The following is a 23,315-nucleotide window of genomic DNA, read 5'->3' on the forward strand; positions in this document are numbered from 1 at the left end:
TTAAATATATGAAAATAAATGTTTATAAAGAAAATATATATTTAAAAATACACAATTAATATAAACACTACTAAAAATATGTAAATTATACCTAATAAAGCTTTAAATTACTTGTTTAGATAGTTATAATTTATATTATTAGTTTAATATAAAATCAATTAATAGTAACAATTAGAGGGTGATATTTATGGAAAACTTGAAAAATATTTTAGTAGATTCAAGAGAATTAAAAAATGAGTTAATAAACATGAGAAGAACAATTCATGAGAATCCTGAAGTTGGAAGAGATCTTCCTAAAACAAGAGAATTTATAATGGAGAAACTTAAAGAATTTGGATATGAACCAGAACTTGTTGCTGGAATGGGTGTTATAGCTTATGCTGGAAGAAAGAAACCAGGAAAAACATTTTTACTAAGAGCAGATATGGATGCTTTACCTATAAAAGAAGAAGCAGACAATAACTTTAAATCAGATAATGGAAATATGCATGCTTGTGGTCATGATATGCACTCAGCAATGCTTTTAGGAGCAGCAAAGATTTTAAAAAAATATGAAGATCAAATAGATGGAACAATAAAATTATTATTCCAACCAGATGAAGAAGGATTTACTGGTGCTAAGAGTATGATAGAAGCTGGAGTACTAGAAAATCCTAAGGTAGATGCAGCTATGGCATTACATGTATACTCTAATATGCCAAGTGATGTAATTGTGTATGGAATAGGGACTAGCATATCAAGCTGTATTAAATTTAGAATAACTGCAAAAGGGGTTGGATGCCATGGTGCAATGCCAGAAAGAGGTGTTGATCCAATCAATATAGCAGCACATATATATTTAGCAATACAAGAAATAACAACTAGAGAAATAGAAGCAACAGAACCAGTTGTAATGACAATAGGTAAGTTTGTTGGAGGTAAAACACCTAATGTTATACCAGAAGATGTAGTTATGGAAGGTACAATACGTGCTTTATCTGAAAATGCTGGTAGAACTGCATTTGAAAGAATGAAAGAAATTTCAGAGAATATAGCAAGAGCATTTAGAGGTTCAGCAACAGTTGAAGAATTAGCATCTGCTCCACCACTAACTAATGATAAAGAATTATCAGATGAACTTTCAGGATATGCAAAGGAATTATTTGGAGATGAAGAAAAGGTATTAGGAATAAAAGGTGGAGGAATGGGATCAGAAGACTTCGCTGCAATAGCAGCTAAAGTACCAAGTGTTTACTTTATATTAGGCGCAGGCACTAAAGAAGAAAACCCTAATTATGGATACCCAATGCATCATCAATGCGTTCAATTTAATGAAGATATATTAGTTAAGGGCGCAGCTATGCTTTCATATGCTTCAATTAAGTGGTTAAAAGATAATAGTACTAACTATAAAATTGATTATACAATAAATGAAATATAATTTAATTGTAAATAGATTCTCCGTAGCCATTAATGCTATGGAGAATTTTAATTTATAAAAAACATGCTCATATTGCACAATATGATAAAAACTAACATAGAATACACTAAAGTATTACATGGAGTTGAAAAGATGTGATATACGGGCTTATTTTAGCTGGTGGTAAGGGGAGTAGATTGTATCCTTTGTCTAGAGCAGAAAAACCTAAGCAATTTTTAAAAATAATTAATGATAAAAGTTTTTTAGTTAATACTGTAGACAGAATAACTCCTTTAATAGACAAGAAGAACATCTACGTGGTTACAAACCAAAATTATAAAGAAAAAATAGAAGAAGAGCTTAGTGATATTGATAAAGATAATATTATTACAGAACCTATGAATAAAGAAACTGCAACATGCATAGGTCTTTCAGCAGTAAAACTTCTAAAAAAGGATAAAGATGCAGTAATGGTAGTGCTACCATCGGATCATTATATAGAAAATCAAAATGAATATATAGAAACTTTATCCCAAGCTGTAGAATTGGCAAATAGGAGAAGAGGTATAATAACCCTGGGAATACATCCTACAAGGCCAGAAACTGGATATGGATATATAGAAATGGGAAATAGAATCAATGGAAATAGACCAGCTTATAAGGTAGCAAGATTTACTGAAAAGCCTAATCTTGAAGTTGCAAAAGACTTTATTTATAAAGGAACTTATTTATGGAATTCAGGCATGTTTATATTTAGGGCAGATGTAATACTAAGGGAGATAGAAAAATATCTTCCATTAGTTCATAAATCACTTATGGAGATATATATGCATATAGGTGAAGAAGATGAAGAAAAAATAATTATAGAAAACTATAAATTAATAGATGGAATATCTATAGATTTTGGAGTAATGCAAAAGACAAGAAAAGCATATGTGATTGAATGTAATTTTTCATGGGATGATATTGGAAGCTTTAATGCACTAAGTAGATTTTTAAATAATAATAAAAGTAATTTTGTATCTAAAAATGTATATTTAGAAGAATGTGAAAACTGTTCAGTATTTGGTGGGAAAAATCTTATCATAGGACTAGGGGTAAAGGATTTAGTTATAGTAGATGCAGGAGATGTACTTCTTGTTATGGATAGAGATAAGGATCAAGAAATAAAACATCTTTTAAATGAATTAGAAGAAAGTGATTATAAAAAATATTTATAATAAGAATAGATGAAGGCATTATCATAATGCCTTCATCTATTCTTATTATAAGAACTATCTGTGAATATTATGAATATATAGGGGGCAAATATATTAAATTTAAATTATAATTTGAATATTTTGTAATACATATTTTTAAAAGTGATAAAATAAAGTGAAATGGGTTTTACTCAAATAATTAGTAATTTGCCCATTATTATTTCATATATTTTATAAGATAATGATAGTAATATAGTATTAAAGTTTAGATTTTATAAGGAAGTGATGTTTAAATGATGATAAACACTCACATCATTATTGCAAATTATATATTAGATAATATTGATGAAGATAAATTAAGTTTAATAAATAGAAGAAGATTTATATGGGGTAACATAAAGCCAGATTGTGCTTCAAGATATAAATTTAAGAAACATTATTATGCAGAAAGTATAGATATGATAGTTGATAAGATAAATAAACTATCATCGTTATCTGTAACTCAGATAAATAATGAAAGTAGTATTGGAAAATTTAGTGGAGAGTTAGGTATTATTTGCCACTTTTTAACAGATTATTATTGTTTACCTCATTTTGAAAGATGGGAGTTTAAACATGCAATGAGACCACATGTTTTTTATGAAAAAGAACTTGCTAAAGTTTCGAAAACGTATAATATAAATATAAAAAATGATACAAATTCGATAATAGAAGATGTTAGAGAATTTATAGATGAAAATTTAGAATTATATAGCTTAGAAAAAGGATATATTAATGATTTAAATTTTGCTTGTTATGTTTGTAGCAGTATTTTTAATTTAATTCTTGATTCAGTAATTGCAAATGAGGAAACAAAGGTTTTGGCTATGTAATTAGTTTTAGATAGCTATAACTATAATTATGTTCTAAATTAACATAATTATTAAAAATGAAAAATAATATAAGAAAGCAAAAGCATAAAATGTTAACATTTTATGCTTTTTTTATTTAATGTTGACCTTTTTACTAGGAAAGCATATAATGAACATATGAACATTTATTCATATGAAGGGAGATTTTATTTATGAGCAATAGTTCGATAGATAAATGTAATTGCAGCATAATACATCAAGATAGAATTGATTATGCAAAAGAAAGATTACCACAAGAAGAAACTTTATATGATTTAGCAGAATTATTTAAAGTCTTTGGAGATACAACAAGAATAAAAATAATTTGTGCTTTATATGAAAGTGAAATGTGTGTATGCGATATAGCAACCCTTCTAAACATGACTCAATCAGCAGTATCGCATCAATTAAGAACTCTTAAAAATGCAAGATTAGTTAAGTTTAGAAGAGAAGGGAAAGTTGTTTATTATTCTCTAGATGATGAGCATATTATGAGAATATTTAATGAAGGCTTAAATCATGTAAATGAATAAAAGGAGAAAACCTTATGGAAAATAAAAAGTTAAAACTATCATTAAATGGATTAGATTGTGCTAATTGTGCTGGTAAAATAGAAAATATCATAACAAAATTTCCAGAAGCAAAGAATGTATCCTTAAATTTTTCATTTAAACTTCTAATAATTGAGTATGATGCAAATATTGATGAAAAATATATAATAGATAAGGTTAAAAAAGTTGTAAATGACTTAGAACCACATGTTAAAGTAGAAAAATATACGCTTAAATCAAAACAGATAAGTAATAGTAAATCTTGTTGCAGTGATTCTTGTAGAGTAGATGATTGTGAAGAATATAATAATAATCATCATGAAAATGGACATGCATCAGAAGATAAAACAAATAATAAATTTATAGATTTTATAAAAGAAAATATTAGACTTATAATTGGGGCTATAATATTTGTAGTAGGTATGCTATTAAATGAAAATCCTATACTATTAGTTATTTCCTACTTAATTATTGGAGCAGAAGTTCTTTTAAATGCTATAAGAAATATAGTTAAAGGAAAAGTTTTTGATGAAAATTTCCTTATGAGTATAGCAACCATTGGTGCAATAGCAATTGGTCAATATCCAGAAGGGGTAGCAGTTATGCTATTTTATGAAATAGGTGAATTATTTCAAGGATATGCTGTCAATAAATCAAGAAATTCAATATCAGATCTTATGGATATAAAAGCAGAGTATGCTAATTTAGAAAAAGATAATAAAATAATTAAGGTTTCACCAGAAGAGGTTAAAATAGATGATATAATCATAATAAAGCCAGGTGAAAGAGTACCAGTAGATGGAATAGTAATATCAGGCAATACATCAATAGATTCATCAGCACTTACTGGAGAATCAATTCCTGTAAATAAGAAAGATGGAGATGAAATACTAGCTGGTTGCATAAACAGAACTTCTACTATAAAGGTTAAAGTAACAAGTGAATTTGAAGATTCAACAGTAGCTAGAATTTTAGAACTAGTTCAAGATGCAAGTAGTAGAAAGGCTAAAACAGAGAAGTTTATAACTAAGTTTGCAAGATATTACACACCTATAGTTGTAATATGTGCAATAATTTTAGCAGTAGCACTTCCACTAATAACAGGACAAGATTTTAGTAAATGGATATATAGAGCATTAATTTTCTTAGTTGTTTCTTGCCCATGTGCATTAGTAGTATCTGTGCCTTTAGGATTATTTGCTGGAATTGGTAGTGCATCTAGTAAGGGTATATTAATAAAAGGTGGAAATTACTTAGAATCCTTAAAAGATGTAGATACAGTAGTTTTCGATAAAACAGGAACATTAACTAAAGGTATATTTAAAGTTAATAAAATAAATAATTTAGATATTTCAAAAAGTGAGCTTCTAAAATATGCGGCTATTTGCGAAAGCTATTCTAATCACCCAATTGCAAAATCAATAGTTGAAGAATATAACATTTCTAATAATGTAGATTTAAGTGAAATTGCAATTGAAAGCCATAAAGAGATATCAGGAAAAGGTGTTATAGCAAAGGCTTTAGGAAAAACAATAATTGCAGGAAATGAAAAGTTAATGCAAGCTAATAATATAGATGTTCCTAAAAATGATAGTATTGGAACTATAGTATATGTAGCTGTTGATAATGAATATAAAGGAAATATAATTATTTCAGATCAAATAAAAGATGATACAAAAGATGCAATTAGAAAGCTAAAAGAAATTGGTATCAAAGATATAGTTATGTTAACTGGAGATAGCAAACGTGTAGCAGATTCAGTTGCAAAAGAAATAGGAATAGATAATGTATATTCAGAACTTTTACCAGATAATAAGGTTGAAAAGATAGAAGAATTATTAAATAAAGAAAATCGTGGCAAAGTAGCTTTTGTTGGTGATGGTATAAATGATGCACCTGTACTTGCAAGAGCAGATGTTGGAGTTGCTATGGGAGGCATTGGATCAGATGCTGCAATAGAAGCAGCTGATGTAGTATTAATGAAAGATGAACCATCAGCATTAGTAGATGCTATTAAAATAGGAAGAAAAACTAATAAAATATTATGGCAGAATATAATATTCTCATTAGTTATAAAAATATTAGTATTAATATTGGCTACAATAGGAGATGCAAATATGTGGGAAGCAGTATTTGCAGATGTAGGAGTTACCCTAATAGCTGTTTTAAATTCAATGAGAGCACTTAGAAATTAACATACAAGTAATTCCATTGACAAAGAATATAAACGTAAGTATAATTTACTACGGTAAATCTTTCAGGCAAAACAGACGGGTAAGCATACAGGAAAATTTTCCTGTTGTAAGGTCATAATAGACTTTATATCTTTAAAAAATAAGTTTATATATAAGTTAATACTTATATATAAACTTTCTTTTTATAAATAAAAAAATAATTATTTCTATTAATTTTATGGTAATATAATATTGTTATTAAAAAAAAATGCTGTGGATTAGGTTTTTTTAATGACAATTTGGAAATAATATACATAAATATTGTTAAAAAAAAAATTAGTTAAGGAGAGTACAGTATGGAAAAAAAGAAAAATATTTCTATGGCTGTTATCAAAAGATTACCTAAATATCACAGATATTTAAATGAGTTATTAAATAATGATGTTGATAGAATATCTTCAAAAGAACTTGGAGAAAAAATAGGTTTTACTGCTTCACAGATACGTCAAGACTTAAATTGTTTTGGTGATTTTGGGCAACAAGGATACGGCTATAACGTAAGAGAACTTTCAAATCAAATAAGTATAATACTTGGATTAGATAGGGATTATAATTCTGTTATCATAGGAGCAGGGAATATAGGTCAAGCGATTGCAAATTATACTCGATTTGGCAAGATGAGCTTTAATTTAAAGGGAATCTTTGATGCAAACCCTAAGCTTTTAGGAATGAAGATAAGAGATATAGAAATTCAAGATATAGATAAATTAGAAAGCTTTTTAGAACAAAATTCTATAGATGTTGGAGTTGTTTGTGTACCTAAAATAAATGCGCAAAAGGTTTGTGATATATTAGTCGCAGGTGGCGTTAAAGGAATATGGAATTTTGCTCCTGTTGATCTTAATGTTCCAGATGATGTAACTGTACAAAATGTTCATCTTAGTGAGAGTTTATTAACATTAATATACTTATTACATGATAAACAAAGCAATCAAGAATAATATCAAAATAAGAAAAAATAATAGTAAAAAAAGGATTTTATTAAAATTTTTTCATTAAATTGAATTATTATATTGCAAAAAATTTAACAAAGTACTATAATAGTAATTGAAGTTGAGAGACTTCAATTATTTTTTAACTTTATTTGTTATATTATTAACAAAGATAGCTTTATAATGAATATATTATGGCATAAAATGCTATTTAAAAAATAACAAACGTGATTATAAAAGGGAGGGTTTTATTAATGGAATTAAAGAATGTACTTCTTGAAAAAGAAGGTAGTTTAGCAATAGTAACAATTAATAGACCAAAAGCTTTAAATGCTCTAAATTCAGAAACTTTAAAGGATCTTGATGCTGTAGTTACTGATTTAGAAAATGATAATAAAATAACATGTGTTATTTTAACTGGAGCTGGGGAAAAATCTTTCGTTGCAGGAGCAGATATCTCAGAAATGAAAGATTTAAATGAAGAACAAGGAAGAGAATTTGGAATTTTAGGAAATAAAGTATTTAGAAGATTAGAAAAGTTAGACAAGCCAGTTATAGCTGCAATCTCAGGATTTGCACTAGGTGGTGGATGTGAACTTTCAATGGCATGTGATATAAGAATAGCTTCAGAAAAAGCTAAATTTGCTCAACCAGAAGCAGGACTTGGAATAACTCCAGGATTTGGTGGAACTCAAAGATTATCAAGAATAGTTGGAGAAGGAAAAGCAAAAGAACTTATTTATACATGCGATATGATTAAAGCAGATGAAGCTTTAAGAATAGGATTAGTAAATAAAGTAGTGCCTTTAGAAAGCTTAATGGAAGAAGCAAGAACTATGGCAAATAAGATTATGGCTAATGCACCAATAGCTGTTAAGTTATGTAAAGATGCGATTGGAAGAGGAATGCAAGTTGATATTGATGAAGCAATTAATATAGAAGCTGAAGATTTTGGTAAGTGTTTTAGCACACAAGATCAAAAAGAAGGTATGACTGCATTCATGGAAAGAAGAGAAAAGAATTTTCAAAATAAATAGTAAGTAAGGTGTATTGATTAAGGAGGGTAATTTAAATGAATTTCCAATTAACTAGAGAACAAGAATTAGTACAACAAATGGTTAGAGAATTCGCAGTAAATGAAGTAAAACCAATTGCTGCTGAAATCGATGAAACAGAAAGATTCCCAATGGAAAATGTAAAGAAAATGGCTGAACTTGGCATGATGGGAATTCCATTTGCTAAAGAAAATGGAGGAGCAGGTGGTGATGTATTATCATACATAATTGCTGTAGAAGAATTATCAAAGGTATGTGCTACTACAGGGGTTATACTTTCAGCTCACACATCATTATGTGCATCAGTAATAGCTGAAAATGGTACTCCAGCTCAAAAGGAAAAATATTTAGCAGATCTTTGCAGTGGTAGAAAAATAGGTGCGTTTGGATTAACTGAACCAGGAGCAGGTACAGATGCAGCTGGACAACAAACAACAGCTGTACTTGAAGGAGATCACTACGTATTAAACGGATCTAAAATATTTATAACAAATGGTGGAGTTGCAGAAACATTCATAATTTTTGCAATGACTGATAAGAGCCAAGGAACTAGAGGAATATCAGCATTCATAGTTGAAAAAGATTTCCCAGGATTCTCAGTAGGTAAGCTTGAAAACAAGATGGGTATTAGAGCATCTTCTACAACAGAATTAGTTATGGAAAATTGTATAGTACCAAAAGAAAACTTAATCGGAAAAGAAGGAAAAGGATTCAAGATAGCTATGCATACTCTTGATGGAGGAAGAATTGGTATAGCTGCTCAAGCTTTAGGTATAGCTGAAGGTGCTTTTGAAGAAGCTGTAGCTTATATGAAAGAAAGAAAACAATTTGGTAGACCAATAACTAAATTCCAAGGTTTACAATGGTACTTAGCAGAAATGGATGTAAAAATTAGAGCTGCTAAACATTTAGTATATGAAGCTGCTATAGCAAAACAAGAAGGAAGACCATATACAGTAGAAGCTGCAAGAGCTAAATTATTTGCTGCTGAAACTGCAATGGAAGTAACAACTAAGGCAGTTCAATTATTTGGTGGATACGGATATACTAAGGAATACCCAGTAGAAAGAATGATGAGAGATGCTAAAATAACTGAAATTTATGAAGGAACTTCAGAAGTTCAAAAAATGGTTATTTCAGGAAGCATAATAAGATAGGAGGATTTTATAATGAATATAGTAGTTTGTGTAAAACAAGTTCCAGATACAACAGCTGTTAAAATAGATCCTGTTAAAGGTACATTAATAAGAGATGGTGTTCCATCAATTATCAACCCTGAAGATAAACATGCTTTAGAAGGTGCGTTAGAACTTAAAGAACAATTTGGTGGAAAAGTAACTGTAGTAAGCATGGGACTTCCAATGGCAAAAGCAGCATTAAGAGAAGCATTATGTATGGGAGCTGATGAAGCTATCCTTTTAACAGATAGAGCACTTGGAGGAGCTGATACATTAGCAACTTCAAAAGCAATTGCTGGAGTAATTGAAAAATTAGATTATGATATAGTTTTCGCAGGAAGACAAGCTATCGATGGAGATACTGCTCAAGTAGGACCAGAAATAGCTGAACACTTAAATATTCCACAAGTAACTTATGTTCAAGATGTAAAAGTTGAAGGAAATAAGTTAATTGTAAATAGAGCATTAGAAGATGGACATCAAATAGTAGAAGTTAATACTCCATGTCTATTAACTGCGATAGAAGAATTAAATCACCCTAGATATATGAATGTAGGTAGAATATTTGAAACTAGTGATGACCAAATAAAAGTTATGACTGCAGACGATATAGATGTAGATAAGTCACAATTAGGGCTAAAAGGATCACCAACTAAGGTTAAAAAGTCAATGACTAAAGAAATTAAAGGTGCAGGTGAATTAATTAACAAGCCAGCAAAAGAAGCAGTTGAATATGTTTTATCAAAATTAAAAGAAAAACACTACATTTAAGATAATAGAGGAGGTTATTGGTTATGAATATAGCAGATTACAATGGCGTTTGGGTATTTGCTGAACAAAGAGAAGGACAACTTCAAAAGGTATCTTTAGAATTACTTGGAGAAGGTAGAAAAATTGCAGATAAATTAGGAGTTAAACTTACAGCTTTATTATTAGGAAATAATATAGAAAATTTAGTAGAAACATTAGCTAAACATGGAGCGGACGAAGTTTTAGTTGCTGATGATAAAAACTTAGAACATTATACAACAGAAGCTTATACAAAGGTAATTTGTGATTTAGCTTCAGAAAGAAAACCAGGAATATTATTTATTGGAGCAACATTTATAGGAAGAGATTTAGGACCAAGAGTTGCAGCTAGACTTGAAACAGGATTAACTGCTGACTGTACATCATTAGATGTTGAAGTAGCAGATGGTGCACTTTTAGCTACAAGACCAGCATTTGGTGGTAACTTAATGGCTACTATAGCATGTCCAGATCACAGACCACAAATGGCTACAGTAAGACCAGGTGTATTCGATAGAGTAGAAACAGATGGTTCAAACTGTAAAGTAGAAAAGGTTGAAGTTAAATTAAGTGATTCAGATATCAGAACTAAAGTACTTGAAACAGTAAAGAGCGTAAAAGATATCGTTGATATATCAGAAGCTAAAATAATAGTAGCTGGTGGTAGAGGAATAGGTTCTAAAGAAAACTTTGTTTTAGTTGAAGATTTAGCTAAAGTTTTAGGTGGAGCTGTTGCAGGATCAAGAGCTGCTGTTGAAAAAGGATGGTTAGATAACGCATATCAAGTTGGACAAACTGGTAAAACAGTAAAACCTTCAATTTATATAGCTTGTGGTATTTCAGGAGCTATCCAACACGTTGCAGGTATGCAAGATTCAGATATGATTATAGCTATAAACAAAGATGAAAGCGCTCCAATTATGCAAATAGCTGATTACGCTATAGTTGGAGATGTGAAAAAAGCATTACCAGAACTTATTAATCAATTTAAAGAAATGAAATAATACTTTCAACTTGGATTGTAGGAGGGATTTTTTATGAAAAAGATATTTGTATTAGGTGCAGGAACTATGGGAGCTGGAATCGTTCAAGCTTTCGCACAAAAAGGTTATGAAGTAATAGTTAGAGATATTAAAGATGAATTTGTTGAAAGAGGAATCGCAGGAATCAACAAAAACCTTACAAGATTAGTTACTAAAGGAAAAATGACAGAAGAAGTTAAAGAAGAAATCCTACAAAGAATTTCAGGAACAACTGACATGTCATTAGCAGCAGATTGTGATTTAGTTGTAGAAGCTGCTGTAGAAAACATGAAAATTAAGAAAGAAATTTTTGCTCAGTTAGATGAAATTTGTAAGCCAGAAACAATATTAGCTTCAAACACTTCATCATTATCAATAACAGAAGTTGCATCAGCTACAAAGAGACCAGATAAGGTTATAGGAATGCACTTCTTTAACCCAGCTCCAGTAATGAAGCTAATTGAAATTATCAGAGGAATAGCTACAAGTCAAGAAACTTTTGATGCTGTTAAGGAATTATCAATAGCAATCGGAAAAGAACCTGTAGAAGTTTCAGAAGCTCCAGGATTTGTAGTAAATAGAATTTTAATTCCAATGATAAATGAAGCATCATTCATTCTTCAAGAAGGTATAGCTTCAGCTGAAGATATCGATACAGCTATGAAATATGGTGCAAACCACCCAATGGGACCTTTAGCTTTAGGAGATTTAATAGGATTAGATGTTTGTTTAGCAATCATGGATGTTTTATATACTGAAACAGGAGATTCTAAGTATAGAGCATCAAGCATATTAAGAAAATATGTAAGAGCTGGATGGCTTGGAAGAAAGACTGGAAAAGGATTCTTTGATTACAGTAAGTAATAAAGATTACAATTACGGTACTATTTTACACCTACAAAATAGATTATTTTGTATTGAAAAGTAGCTTCAAAAAAGAAGCTACTTTTTTTGTTTTCATAAATATATTTGAGTAGGTTAGAAAATAAAACAGAATACATATATATAGGAAAGGATAAAATATATGGTATAATTAATGAAAAATAGTTAATATAAATTATTAAGTAAAAATAATAGTTGTTATGAAAGTTTTATTTATATAGTAAAAAATAATGAAAAAGGTGATGAGATACATGGACTATAAAAATGTTGTATATGAAGATAATAAGGTTATTTTAGAAGGAGTTAAGAATTTTAATATAAAACAAATATTAGAATGTGGGCAATGCTTTAGATGGGAAAAGAAGGCTGAATTAAATTACATAATAATTGCATATGGAAGAGTTATTGAAGTAATACAAGAAGACGATAAGGTAACAATTTTAAATTCTAATAAGGAAGATTTTAATAATATATGGTTTGAATATTTTGATTTAGGAAGAGATTATTCAAAGATAAAAGATGAATTATCAAAAGATGAGATATTAAAAAAATCTGTAGATTATGGATATGGTATAAGAATTTTAAGTCAAGAACCATTTGAACTTGTCATAAGTTTTATAATATCAGCAAGAAACAGCATACCTTCAATTAAGAAAACAATTAAGAAAATTAGTGAAAGATGGGGAAAAGAAATAGAATATAATGGAGAAAAGTTTTATACTTTCCCTACACCAGAAATGCTAAAGGATGCTACTGAAGATGATATAAGGGAAACTGGAGCTTCATTTAGAAGTAAATATATTGTTGATACAGTTTTTAATATAAATAAAGATTTAGACAATATAGATGGAGTATATAATCTTAAAAGAATAGCTTCTTTAAGTGATGATGAATGTCATACTGCTCTTCAAGAATTTAAAGGGGTAGGAGCTAAAGTTGCAGATTGTATAATGTTATTTTCAATGAAAAAATATTCAGCATTCCCTGTTGATGTATGGGTAAAAAGAGCAATGATGCATTTTTATAATGCAAAAGAAGGTTCTTTAAATAAGATAAGAATATTTGCTAGGGATAAGTTTAAAGACTTATCAGGATTTGCTCAACAATATTTATTTTATTATGCTAGAGAAAATAATATAAAGATAGATTAATAAATTATAGCTATATAGATATGCTTGTCTATATAGCTATTTAAATTTATCTTATTATCTTCTTTTTCGTCTATTTTTAGCTTTTTTTATTGGAATTATAGTCTCACCAGGCATTTTTACTATAAATTTTAGATATCTTTTTATATTTTCATCATTTTTTAATCTTGGAATTGAAAATAATCTTGCTGCAAGCTCTTTGTTAGTATAAAGAGCATGAATTTGATTGTGGCACATTTTACAAAGCATAGCAGTTTCATAATTTTTGCCACCTTTTTCTTTAGGAATAAGATGATGTTCTGTTATTTCAGGAACTTGTCTATCACATAATTGGCATATTTGCTTTTCTGTCAAAATAAATTCCTCCTTTTAAGAAATTTATAATAGTATTATATCAATAAATATATTCATAATCAAAAGAATAAATTTCATTTTATGTACATAATTAATGTTAAATTTATATACAATTTATAGATGATATATTGAATTTAGATGTTCTTAAAATGTAATTAAATTCAAAAAATAAATTATTGTTTATAATAAAAATAAATTTTATAGAAAATAGTTATAAATTTAAGAGAATTAAAGTAATATAGAAATATGCTTATATAATTTTGTATAAATAAAATTTTTTAGGACAAAATATTTTAATAGGCATTTGTATTTATTGGATAAAAAAGATATTATTATATTATAATTAGCACTCACATAAATAGAGTGCTAATAAAAATGTTTATATATAACATATTTTAAGGAGGGGTTTAAATGGCTATTAAACCATTAGGAGACAGAGTTGTTATAAAGAATTTAGAAGCAGAAGAAAAGACTAAAAGTGGAATACTTTTAACAGGATCAGCTAAAGAAAAGCCACAAGAAGCAGAAGTAGTAGCAGTTGGACCTGGAGCTATCTCAGATGGTAAAAGAATAGAAATGGAAGTTAAGGTAGGGGATAAGGTTCTTTACTCAAAATATGCAGGAACAGAAGTTAAAGTAGACGGAGAAGAATATATGATATTAAAGCAAGAAGATATACTTGCTATTGTAGAGTAGGGGGAGTTTATTATGGCTAAGATGATTAAGTTTGGTGAAGATTCAAGAAGAGCAATGCAATTAGGTGTTGATAAGTTAGCAGATACAGTAAAAGTAACTCTTGGACCTAAAGGAAGAAATGTAGTTTTAGATAAAAAGTTTGGTGCACCTCTTATAACTAATGATGGTGTTTCAATTGCAAGAGAAATAGAACTTGAAGATCCATATGAAAATATGGGAGCACAACTTGTAAAAGAAGTTGCTACAAAGACAAATGATGTTGCAGGAGATGGTACAACAACAGCGACTCTTTTAGCACAAGCTATTATAAGAGAAGGACTTAAAAATGTAACTGCTGGTGCAAATCCAATGTTAATTAGACAAGGAATAAATATGGCAGTTGAAAAAGCAGTTGAAGAAATAAAGAATATATCACAACCTGTAAATGGTAAAGAAGATATAGCAAGAGTTGCTTCAATTTCAGCAGCTGATGAAAAGATAGGTGAACTTATTGCAGATGCTATGGAAAAGGTAGGCAATGAAGGTGTTATAACTGTTGAAGAATCAAAATCAATGGGTACAGAACTTAATGTAGTAGAAGGTATGCAATTTGATAGAGGATATGTATCACCTTACATGGTAACAGATACAGAAAAAATGGAAGCAATTTTAGAAAATCCATATGTATTAATCACAGATAAAAAGATTACAAACATACAAGAAATACTTCCTATATTAGAACAAATAGTTCAAAATGGAAGAAAGCTTTTAATAATAGCTGATGACATAGAAGGCGAAGCTATGGCTACATTAGTTGTTAATAAGTTAAGAGGAACATTTACTTGTGTTGCAGTTAAGGCGCCAGGCTTTGGTGATAGAAGAAAAGAAATGTTACAAGATATAGCTATTCTTACAGGTGGAGAAGTTGTATCAGAAGAACTAGGAAGAGAACTTAAAGAAGTAACATTAAATATGCTTGGTGAAGCAGAAAGCATTAAGGTAACAAAGGAAAGCACAACTATCGTAAATGGAAAAGGTAATTCAGACGAAATTCAAGCAAGAGTAGGTCAAATTAAGATTCAACTTGAAGAAACATCTTCAGAATTCGATAAAGAAAAATTACAAGAAAGACTTGCAAAATTATCAGGCGGAGTTGCTGTAATTAGAGTTGGTGCTGTAACTGAAACTGAACTTAGAGAAAGAAAGCTTAGAATTGAAGATGCATTAGCTGCTACAAAAGCTGCAGTAGAAGAAGGTATAGTACCAGGTGGTGGAACTGCTTATGTTAATGTATTAAATGAAATAGCAGAATTAACATCAGATGTTTATGATACTAAAGTTGGTATTGATATAATAGTTAGAGCTCTTGAAGAACCAATGAGACAAATAGCAACAAATGCTGGTGTTGAAGCTTCTGTAATCATAGAAAAAGTAAGAAATAGTGAAGCTGGTATAGGATATGATGCATTAAGAGGAGAATACAAAAACATGCTTAAAGCTGGTATTGTAGATCCAACAAAAGTTACAAGATCAGCACTTCAAAATGCAGCATCAGTTGCTTCAACATTCTTAACTACAGAAGCTGCAGTTGTTGATATTCCTAAGAAGGAAGAACCAATGGCAGCTCCAGGTGGAATGGACGGAATGTACTAAAATCTATAATATAAGCAAAAATATATAGATGTAAAAAGAAACCTAAAAAATTTTTAGGTTTCTTTTTTTATGTGTATATTTAAAATTTATATGGTAATAATTGTAAATAAATATGGTTAAGGAGTGATTATTATGAGAAGTTATATAAGAAGTATAGAAAATAAAAAAGGAGAGAGAAAAATGATTAGATTAAATTCAATAAGAAATAAAAAAGGAGGTTTTACTTTAATAGAATTAATAGCAGTTGTAGCTATAATAGGAATATTAGCTGCTGTATTAGTTCCTAAGGTTGGCGGATATATGCAAGAAGCTAAAAAGACTAAAGTTATTGATCAATCAAGAAAAGTAATACTTGCAGTGGAAACATATAATATGAAGAGTGAAGATACTATTGCTGATACTAAAAGTATTTCTGAAATACTTGATAAAAATGCCATTACAGAATTTATAGAGCCAGAAACAAATAAACAAGATATTTTAAATAGTACACTTAATAAATTACCACCAACAATGAAGTTAAGTGAATGCAAGGATATAGTTCAAAATGGAAAAGATTTTAAAATGAAAAATTCTGGCAATCAAAAAGATGTTTTTGGGTCAATAATAGAATAAACAAAACTAAAGGTATTTGAGATGAAATCGACAGAAGAGGTATAAGATGGATTTTAAAATATTAATAATATTTTTAGGGGGCCTAATAATTGGAAGCTTCTTAAATGTATGTATATTTAGAATTATTGAAGAAGAATCAATAGTATTTCCAGCATCACATTGTAAAATTTGCAATACCAAGCTTAAGGCAAAAGATTTGATACCTATATTTAGTTTTTTATTTTTAAAGGGAAGGTGCAGATATTGCAAAGAAAAGATATCTGCACAATATCCTTTAATAGAATTATTTACTGCTATCCTTTTTGTAATTATGTATTTAAAATTTGGTGTTAGTTTAGAGTTTTTTAAATTTGTAACTTTTACAGCAATTCTATTAGTGATTGGTATTATAGATTATAAAACACAATATATATATTTCGAAGTTATAGTTACTGGGTTGATATTTGGAATCATATTTTTAGTCATAGCATTTTTCTTAGAAGGTAATTTAGAATTAAAAAATATACTTTTAAGTACAATTATACCATCATCATTTTTAGCATTAATTATTTTAATGACTAATGGAATGGGATGGGGAGATGTAGAGCTTGTTTTTATTATAGGCGTATTCTTAGAACTTAAATTAAATTTATTAAGTTTATTTATTTCAGTAATTTTAGCAGGTCTATATGCAATATACTTATTATTATTTAAGAAAAAAGATAGAAGACAATCCATAGCATTTGCACCGTATATTGCGGTTTCGGCGTTTATAACCATATTATTTGGAAATCAAATTTTAAATTGGTATTTTAATTATTTAATCTACTAAAATAAATTTAATTATACGGGTTGACTTTAAAGATTAACTAAACTATAATTAATGTAATTTATAAAAAATGGAATTTTTAGAAAACTCGTATATACCTTGAATATGGCAAGGAGTATCTACCGGAAACCTTAAATTTCTGACTATGAGTGAATTTAATGTATCATATAATCTTTTTTGTTTTACTAGAAATTATGGCATATTAGCTTCACTTAGAAGTTAATATGCTTTTTTTACATAAATTTATATAAATAATAAAATAGTGTTGGATAAAATGGGAGGGTATAAAATGGCTAGAATTTTAAAACAAGCATACACTTTTGATGATGTGTTATTAGTTCCAAATAAATCAGAAATATTACCAAATCAGGTGTCTTTAAAGACTAATTTAACAAAGGAAATTAAATTAAATATTCCTTTAATAAGTGCAAGTATGGATACAGTAACTGAATCTAAAATGGCTATAGCAATGGCTAGAGAAGGTGGATTAGGAATAATTCATAAAAATATGAGCATAGAAGCACAGGCCAAAGAAGTGGACAAGGTAAAAAGACAAGAAAATGGAGTAATTACAGATCCAATATTCTTATCACCAGATAATACTTTAAAAGATGCAGATGAATTAATGATGCAATATAGAATATCAGGCGTTCCAATAACGGTTAATAAAAAATTAGTTGGAATACTTACAAATAGAGATATAACTTTTGAAAATGATTATTCAAAAAAGATTTCAGAAGTAATGACAAGTAAAAACTTAATAACAGCACCAGAAGGAACTACTATAGATGAAGCAAAGTTACTTTTAAAAGAACATAAAATAGAAAAGCTACCTTTAGTAGATGATGATGGAGTATTAAAAGGACTTATAACAATAAAAGATATAGAAAAGGCTAGAATATTCCCAAATGCAGCTAAGGATAAAAAAGGAAGATTATTATGTGGTGCAGCAGTAGGAGTAACTAATGACATGATGGAAAGAGTTGACGCATTAGTTGAAGCTAATGTTGATGTAATCACTATAGATACTGCTCATGGACATTCAAGAGGGGTTTTAGAAGCTGTTAAAAAAGTTAAAGAAAAATATCCAAAACTTCAAGTAATAGCTGGAAATGTTGCAACTAAAGAAGCAACTGAAGATTTAATAAAAGCTGGAGCAGATTGTGTTAAGGTTGGTATAGGACCTGGATCAATATGTACAACAAGAATTGTTGCAGGAGTTGGAGTTCCACAACTTACAGCGGTTATGGATTGTGTTGAAGTAGGAAAGAAATATGGAATTCCTGTAATAGCTGATGGAGGAATAAAATATTCAGGCGATATTGTTAAGGCATTAGCAGCTGGTGCATGTGCAGCAATGATGGGTTCATTACTTGCAGGATGTGAAGAAGCACCAGGAGAAATTGAAATATTCCAAGGAAGAAGCTATAAAGTTTATAGAGGAATGGGTTCTTTAGGGGCTATGGCTTGTGGATCAAAAGATAGATATTTCCAAGATGGAAATAAAAAATTAGTACCAGAAGGTATTGAAGGAAGAATTCCTTATAAAGGTTTAGTTTCAGATACAATATTCCAAATGATTGGAGGAATTAGAGCTGGAATGGGTTATTTAGGCTCAAAGGATTTAGATACTTTATATGATACAGCAACATTTGTTATTCAAACATCAGCAGGACTTAGAGAAAGCCATCCTCATGATATTAATATGACAAAAGAAGCTCCAAATTATAGTGTAATGAAATAATATTATAAATTAAAATAAGAAGATGTATCTAGGAGGAACGCAATGAAGAAGGAATTAGTTTTAATTATTGATTTTGGTGGTCAATATAATCAACTTATAGCAAGAAGAGTAAGAGAATGTAATGTGTATTGTGAAGTACATCCTTACAATATAAGTCTTGAAAAAATAAAAGAGATGAATCCAAAGGGTATAATTTTTACAGGTGGACCTAATAGTGTATATGATAAGAATTCACCTCTATGTGATAAAGCTATATTTGAATTAGGAATACCTATACTTGGAATTTGTTATGGTTCTCAACTTATGGCTCATTTACTTGGAGGAAAAGTTTCTACTGCACCTGTAAGTGAATACGGTAAAACAAAAGTTTCTATAGATACTGAATCAAAATTATTTAAAGATGTTAATAAGTCAACAATTTGTTGGATGAGTCATACAGATTATATAGAAAAGGCTCCAGAAGGATTTAAAATTATAGCAAATACTCCAGTTTGTCCAGTAGCAGCTATGGAATATGAAGAAAAAAATCTTTATGCAGTACAATTCCATCCAGAAGTTATGCATACTCAAGAAGGAAATAAAATGCTATCTAATTTTGTTTATAATATCTGCAAATGTAGTGGAGATTGGAAAATGAATTCATTTGTTGAAAAAACAATTGAAGAGATTAGAGAAAAAGTTGGAGACGGAAAAGTATTATGTGCATTATCAGGTGGAGTTGATTCATCAGTTGCAGCAGTACTTTTATCAAAAGCTATTGGAAAGCAATTAACTTGTGTATTTGTTGATCATGGTTTACTTAGAAAAAATGAAGGTGATGAAGTAGAAGCTGTATTTGGTCCAAATGGTCAATATGATTTAAATTTTATAAGAGTAAATGCACAAGAAAGATTTTATGAAGCACTTGCTGGAATAGAAGATCCAGAAGCTAAAAGAAAAATTATAGGTGAAGAGTTTATAAGAGTATTCGAAGAAGAAGCTAAGAAAATTGGGGCTGTAGATTTCTTAGTTCAAGGAACTATTTATCCAGATATAATTGAAAGTGGATTAGGTAATTCAGCTGTGATTAAATCACATCATAATGTTGGAGGACTTCCAGATTATGTTGACTTTAAAGAGATAATTGAACCTTTAAGATTATTATTTAAAGATGAAGTTAGAAAAGCAGGTTTAGAGCTTAATATACCTGAAAATTTAGTATATAGACAACCATTCCCAGGACCAGGACTTGGTATTAGAATAATCGGAGAAGTTACTCCTGAAAAGGTAAGAATCGTACAAGATGCAGATGCTATTTATAGAGAAGAGATAGCTAATGCAGGATTAGATAAATCTATAGGACAGTATTTTGCAGCTTTAACTAATATGAGATCAGTTGGAGTTATGGGGGATGAAAGAACTTATGATTATGCAATTGCATTAAGAGCTGTTACTACAAGCGATTTTATGACAGCAGAATCAGCTGATCTGCCATGGGAAGTGCTTGGAAAAGTAACTACAAGAATAGTAAATGAAGTTAAAGGTGTAAATAGAGTATTATATGATTGCACAGGAAAACCACCAGCTACTATAGAATTTGAATAATATATAAGATAATTTTAACTTATAGAAAAATTTAATTAATAGATAATAAAGACCTTAAAACTTAAATAAACAGTTTTAGGGTCTTATTTTTATAAAAATATAGATATTGTTTCCTAATTTTATATAGGTTATTATAATATAGTTTGAAAATATAAAGTATAAGTAGAAGTTATAATAAATTTATATAAAAATACATATTAAGAGGTAAAAACATGAAAACACGAGTACCAGATTATTTTAAAAAATTTAAATGCATAGCATCAGAGTGTGAAGATACATGTTGCGCAGGATGGGAAATAGTAATAGATGATGATACATATGATATCTATAAAACAGTAGATGGAGAGTTTGGAAAAAGACTTAAAGAAGAAATTTATTTAGATGAAGAAAATGATCCTATTTTTAGACTTAAGGGAAATAATTGTGCATTTTTAAATGATAATAAAATGTGTGATATTTATAGTGAACTTGGAGAGGATGCTCTATGTTATACATGTCAGCAGTATCCTAGATATACTGAAGAATTTGGAAGTATAAGAGAAGTAGGACTTTCATTATCATGCCCTGAAGCTTGTAGAATAATACTTGGAACATCTAAAATAACAGAATTTGAAACTAGCGAAGATGATGAAATGGCACCTGCATACAATGATATAAGTTTTGATATATTTATGCAGCTTACTAAAGCAAGAAAAGTAATGATAAAAATAATACAAGACCGTTCTATTGAGCTTAATTATAGAATTGCAATTGTTTTAAGTTTTTCAGAGGAAATTCAGAAGAAAATTGATGAAGATAAAATTGAGGAAATAACATATGTATGTAAAAAATATTGCAATAGAGAATTTTTAGATAGGTATATAAGCGATTTAGATAAATATAAAAATAATCATGAACATAAGTATATCAATATGAAAAAATATTTTATGGTTTATAAAAGCTTAGATCATATAAATGAAGAGTGGACTAAGATTTTAGATGATGTAACAAAATATCTATTTGGAAAAGAAATGAATTGTGAGATTTATGTGGATAAATATAAAGAATTTGATTCATATTATGTGGATAATTTTTATGAATATGAGCATTTAATGGTTTATTTTATATTCAGATATTTCATGAAAGCAGTATTCGATTATGATGTGTCCGCAAAAGTAAAAATGGCAGTAGTAAGTTATCTGATGATAAAAGAATTAGGAATATATAGATGGAGTAAAAATAACGGAATATTTACTAAAAAAGATCAAGAAGAAGTAATGCGTATGTATTCTAAGGATATAGAACATTCAGATGAAAATATGGAATCATTATATGAAACATTTGAAAGTGCTGAAGCTTTTAAAGAAGAAGAGCTTTTAATTATGCTTATGAGTTAATAGCATTATATTTTTAAACTATATCAATTAAATAATAGAATTTAAGGGGAAGGACAAATGAATAAAACTTACAAACAAGAATGGTTTGGTAATGTAAAAGGTGATATATTAGGTGGAATAGTAACAACTTTTTCAGTTATACCAGAAGTTATTGGATTCACATTAGTAGCTGGTGTTAATCCAATACTAGGACTATATACTTCAATGGCATTTTTAATTTTATCATCATTTTTAGGAGGTAGACCTGCTTTAGTTTCAGCTGGTGCTGGTTCTATGGCGATGGTAGTAGTATCTTTAATTAGTGGATATGGAACAGATTATTTATTTGTAGCAGTATTTTTAGCTGGTATTATTCAAATAATTTTAGGATTTCTTAAGGTTGGTAACTTATTAAAATATGTTCCAGACTCAGTTATGAGTGGCTTTGTGGATGCACTAGCAATTATGATTTTTACAGCACAATTAAAAAATTGTGCTGGTGGTGATTTACAAATGTTTTTATTTATAGGATTAAGCATTATTATTGTATATGTATTCCCATTTATAACAAGAAAAGTTCCATCAACATTAATAGCAATTATATTAGTTACAATTATAAGTTGTATATTTGGAAATACAACAATTACTATTGGGGAATTAGGAAATATTAAAGCAGCATTTCCAACAATTCATGCACCAACACTACTATTAGATATGAATGTATGGAAAGTAGTGTTACCTTATTCAATTTCTTTAGCATTTGTTGGTTTAATAGAAACTCTTTTAACAACAAATGTTGTAAATGAAATGACTAATACAGAAAGTAATAATAATAGAGAATGTAAAAGTCAAGGGGTTATAAATATGGTATGTGGAGTAATAGGAGCTATGCCAGGATGTGCTATGATAGGGCAAGCTATTGTAAATATAAAAAGTGGAGGAAGAGGAAGACTTAGTACTTTATTAAGTGGTATTTTTCTTATTTTTATTATAGGTATAGGAAGCATACTATTAAATATTATTCCTTTAGCAGCATTAATTGGAGTTATGATTACAGTTTCAATTGCTACATTTGATTGGGGTTACATAAAAGAAATAAAAGAAAAAAGTTTTATAGATATTATAACTACAGTTTCAACTGTTTTAGTGGTAGTTTTTACAGATAATCTTGCTTATGGAGTTGGAATTGGATTAATTGTATTTTATTTAGGAAAAGCAATAAAGTTAAAAGTTATAAAGAAATAAATAACA

General features: G+C 28.9%; 21 protein-coding genes and 1 riboswitch. Of the genes, 20 read left to right on the top strand and 1 reads right to left on the bottom strand.

The window, feature by feature from the left end:
- The first annotated feature begins 196 nt into the window (after positions 1-196).
- The 12 genes from SPJ33_RS02055 to SPJ33_RS02110 all read left to right on the top strand — a co-directional run bounded on the left by SPJ33_RS02055 (position 197) and on the right by SPJ33_RS02110 (position 13,282).
- On the top strand, positions 197-1,420 hold the full coding sequence (locus tag SPJ33_RS02055; protein ID WP_321116339.1) for a M20 family metallopeptidase: 1,224 nt from the start codon (positions 197-199) through the stop codon (positions 1,418-1,420).
- 134 nt (positions 1,421-1,554) lie between these two features.
- A complete protein-coding gene (locus tag SPJ33_RS02060; protein ID WP_321116308.1) occupies positions 1,555-2,619 on the top strand; it encodes a mannose-1-phosphate guanylyltransferase in 1,065 nt (354 codons plus the stop codon).
- Between the two features lie 272 nt (positions 2,620-2,891).
- On the top strand, positions 2,892-3,470 hold the full coding sequence (locus SPJ33_RS02065) for a zinc dependent phospholipase C family protein (RefSeq protein ID WP_321116309.1): 579 nt from the start codon (positions 2,892-2,894) through the stop codon (positions 3,468-3,470).
- Between the two features lie 191 nt (positions 3,471-3,661).
- Entirely contained in the window at positions 3,662-4,021 is a 360-nt protein-coding gene (locus SPJ33_RS02070) for a metalloregulator ArsR/SmtB family transcription factor (RefSeq protein ID WP_321116310.1), read from the top strand.
- 14 nt (positions 4,022-4,035) lie between these two features.
- A complete protein-coding gene (locus tag SPJ33_RS02075) occupies positions 4,036-6,234 on the top strand; it encodes a heavy metal translocating P-type ATPase (RefSeq protein ID WP_321116311.1) in 2,199 nt (732 codons plus the stop codon).
- 335 nt (positions 6,235-6,569) lie between these two features.
- The gene (locus SPJ33_RS02080) at positions 6,570-7,214 is read left to right on the top strand and encodes a redox-sensing transcriptional repressor Rex (RefSeq protein ID WP_321116312.1); all 645 of its coding nucleotides are present in this window, start codon (positions 6,570-6,572) and stop codon (positions 7,212-7,214) included.
- 245 nt (positions 7,215-7,459) lie between these two features.
- Positions 7,460-8,242 (top strand): short-chain-enoyl-CoA hydratase, encoded by a 783-nt coding sequence (locus SPJ33_RS02085; protein ID WP_321116313.1) that lies wholly within the window; start codon positions 7,460-7,462, stop codon positions 8,240-8,242.
- Between the two features lie 35 nt (positions 8,243-8,277).
- Positions 8,278-9,417, top strand: a complete 1,140-nt coding sequence (locus SPJ33_RS02090; RefSeq protein WP_321116314.1) for an acyl-CoA dehydrogenase — start codon at positions 8,278-8,280, stop codon at positions 9,415-9,417.
- A gap of 12 nt (positions 9,418-9,429) precedes the next feature.
- The gene (locus SPJ33_RS02095) at positions 9,430-10,209 is read left to right on the top strand and encodes an electron transfer flavoprotein subunit beta/FixA family protein (protein ID WP_321116315.1); all 780 of its coding nucleotides are present in this window, start codon (positions 9,430-9,432) and stop codon (positions 10,207-10,209) included.
- Positions 10,210-10,232: 23 nt separating this feature from the next.
- Positions 10,233-11,231, top strand: coding sequence for an electron transfer flavoprotein subunit alpha/FixB family protein (locus SPJ33_RS02100; RefSeq protein ID WP_321116316.1), 999 nt, complete (start codon positions 10,233-10,235; stop codon positions 11,229-11,231).
- A gap of 33 nt (positions 11,232-11,264) precedes the next feature.
- Positions 11,265-12,113, top strand: coding sequence for a 3-hydroxybutyryl-CoA dehydrogenase (locus tag SPJ33_RS02105; protein WP_321116318.1), 849 nt, complete (start codon positions 11,265-11,267; stop codon positions 12,111-12,113).
- A gap of 269 nt (positions 12,114-12,382) precedes the next feature.
- Positions 12,383-13,282, top strand: coding sequence for a DNA-3-methyladenine glycosylase family protein (locus SPJ33_RS02110; protein WP_321116340.1), 900 nt, complete (start codon positions 12,383-12,385; stop codon positions 13,280-13,282).
- A gap of 54 nt (positions 13,283-13,336) precedes the next feature.
- Here the strand turns inward: SPJ33_RS02110 and SPJ33_RS02115 are convergent, their stop codons facing one another.
- On the bottom strand, positions 13,337-13,633 hold the full coding sequence (locus SPJ33_RS02115; RefSeq protein ID WP_321116319.1) for an HNH endonuclease: 297 nt from the start codon (positions 13,631-13,633) through the stop codon (positions 13,337-13,339).
- Positions 13,634-14,044: 411 nt separating this feature from the next.
- On the opposite strand from SPJ33_RS02115, the gene groES reads away from it, so the two are divergent.
- From groES to SPJ33_RS02155, 8 genes are all read left to right on the top strand, one after another.
- Complete coding sequence (gene groES, locus SPJ33_RS02120) at positions 14,045-14,329, top strand: co-chaperone GroES (RefSeq protein ID WP_321116321.1); 285 nt, start codon at positions 14,045-14,047, stop codon at positions 14,327-14,329.
- Positions 14,330-14,341: 12 nt separating this feature from the next.
- Positions 14,342-15,961, top strand: coding sequence for a chaperonin GroEL (gene groL / locus SPJ33_RS02125; protein ID WP_321116322.1), 1,620 nt, complete (start codon positions 14,342-14,344; stop codon positions 15,959-15,961).
- A 132-nt stretch (positions 15,962-16,093) separates the two neighbouring features.
- Positions 16,094-16,573 (top strand): type II secretion system protein, encoded by a 480-nt coding sequence (locus tag SPJ33_RS02130; RefSeq protein ID WP_321116323.1) that lies wholly within the window; start codon positions 16,094-16,096, stop codon positions 16,571-16,573.
- Between the two features lie 46 nt (positions 16,574-16,619).
- Complete coding sequence (locus SPJ33_RS02135; protein ID WP_321116324.1) at positions 16,620-17,384, top strand: prepilin peptidase; 765 nt, start codon at positions 16,620-16,622, stop codon at positions 17,382-17,384.
- A 65-nt stretch (positions 17,385-17,449) separates the two neighbouring features.
- Positions 17,450-17,547: riboswitch (purine riboswitch) on the top strand.
- A gap of 123 nt (positions 17,548-17,670) precedes the next feature.
- The gene (gene guaB / locus SPJ33_RS02140) at positions 17,671-19,125 is read left to right on the top strand and encodes an IMP dehydrogenase (RefSeq protein WP_321116325.1); all 1,455 of its coding nucleotides are present in this window, start codon (positions 17,671-17,673) and stop codon (positions 19,123-19,125) included.
- Between the two features lie 42 nt (positions 19,126-19,167).
- Complete coding sequence (gene guaA, locus SPJ33_RS02145; RefSeq protein WP_321116326.1) at positions 19,168-20,709, top strand: glutamine-hydrolyzing GMP synthase; 1,542 nt, start codon at positions 19,168-19,170, stop codon at positions 20,707-20,709.
- A 212-nt stretch (positions 20,710-20,921) separates the two neighbouring features.
- Complete coding sequence (gene fliB / locus SPJ33_RS02150) at positions 20,922-22,085, top strand: flagellin lysine-N-methylase (protein ID WP_321116327.1); 1,164 nt, start codon at positions 20,922-20,924, stop codon at positions 22,083-22,085.
- A 57-nt stretch (positions 22,086-22,142) separates the two neighbouring features.
- Entirely contained in the window at positions 22,143-23,309 is a 1,167-nt protein-coding gene (locus tag SPJ33_RS02155; RefSeq protein ID WP_321116328.1) for a SulP family inorganic anion transporter, read from the top strand.
- The last annotated feature ends 6 nt before the right edge of the window (positions 23,310-23,315 follow it).

Source organism: Clostridium sp. (assembly GCF_034179595.1).
Lineage (GTDB): Bacteria > Bacillota > Clostridia > Clostridiales > Clostridiaceae > Clostridium.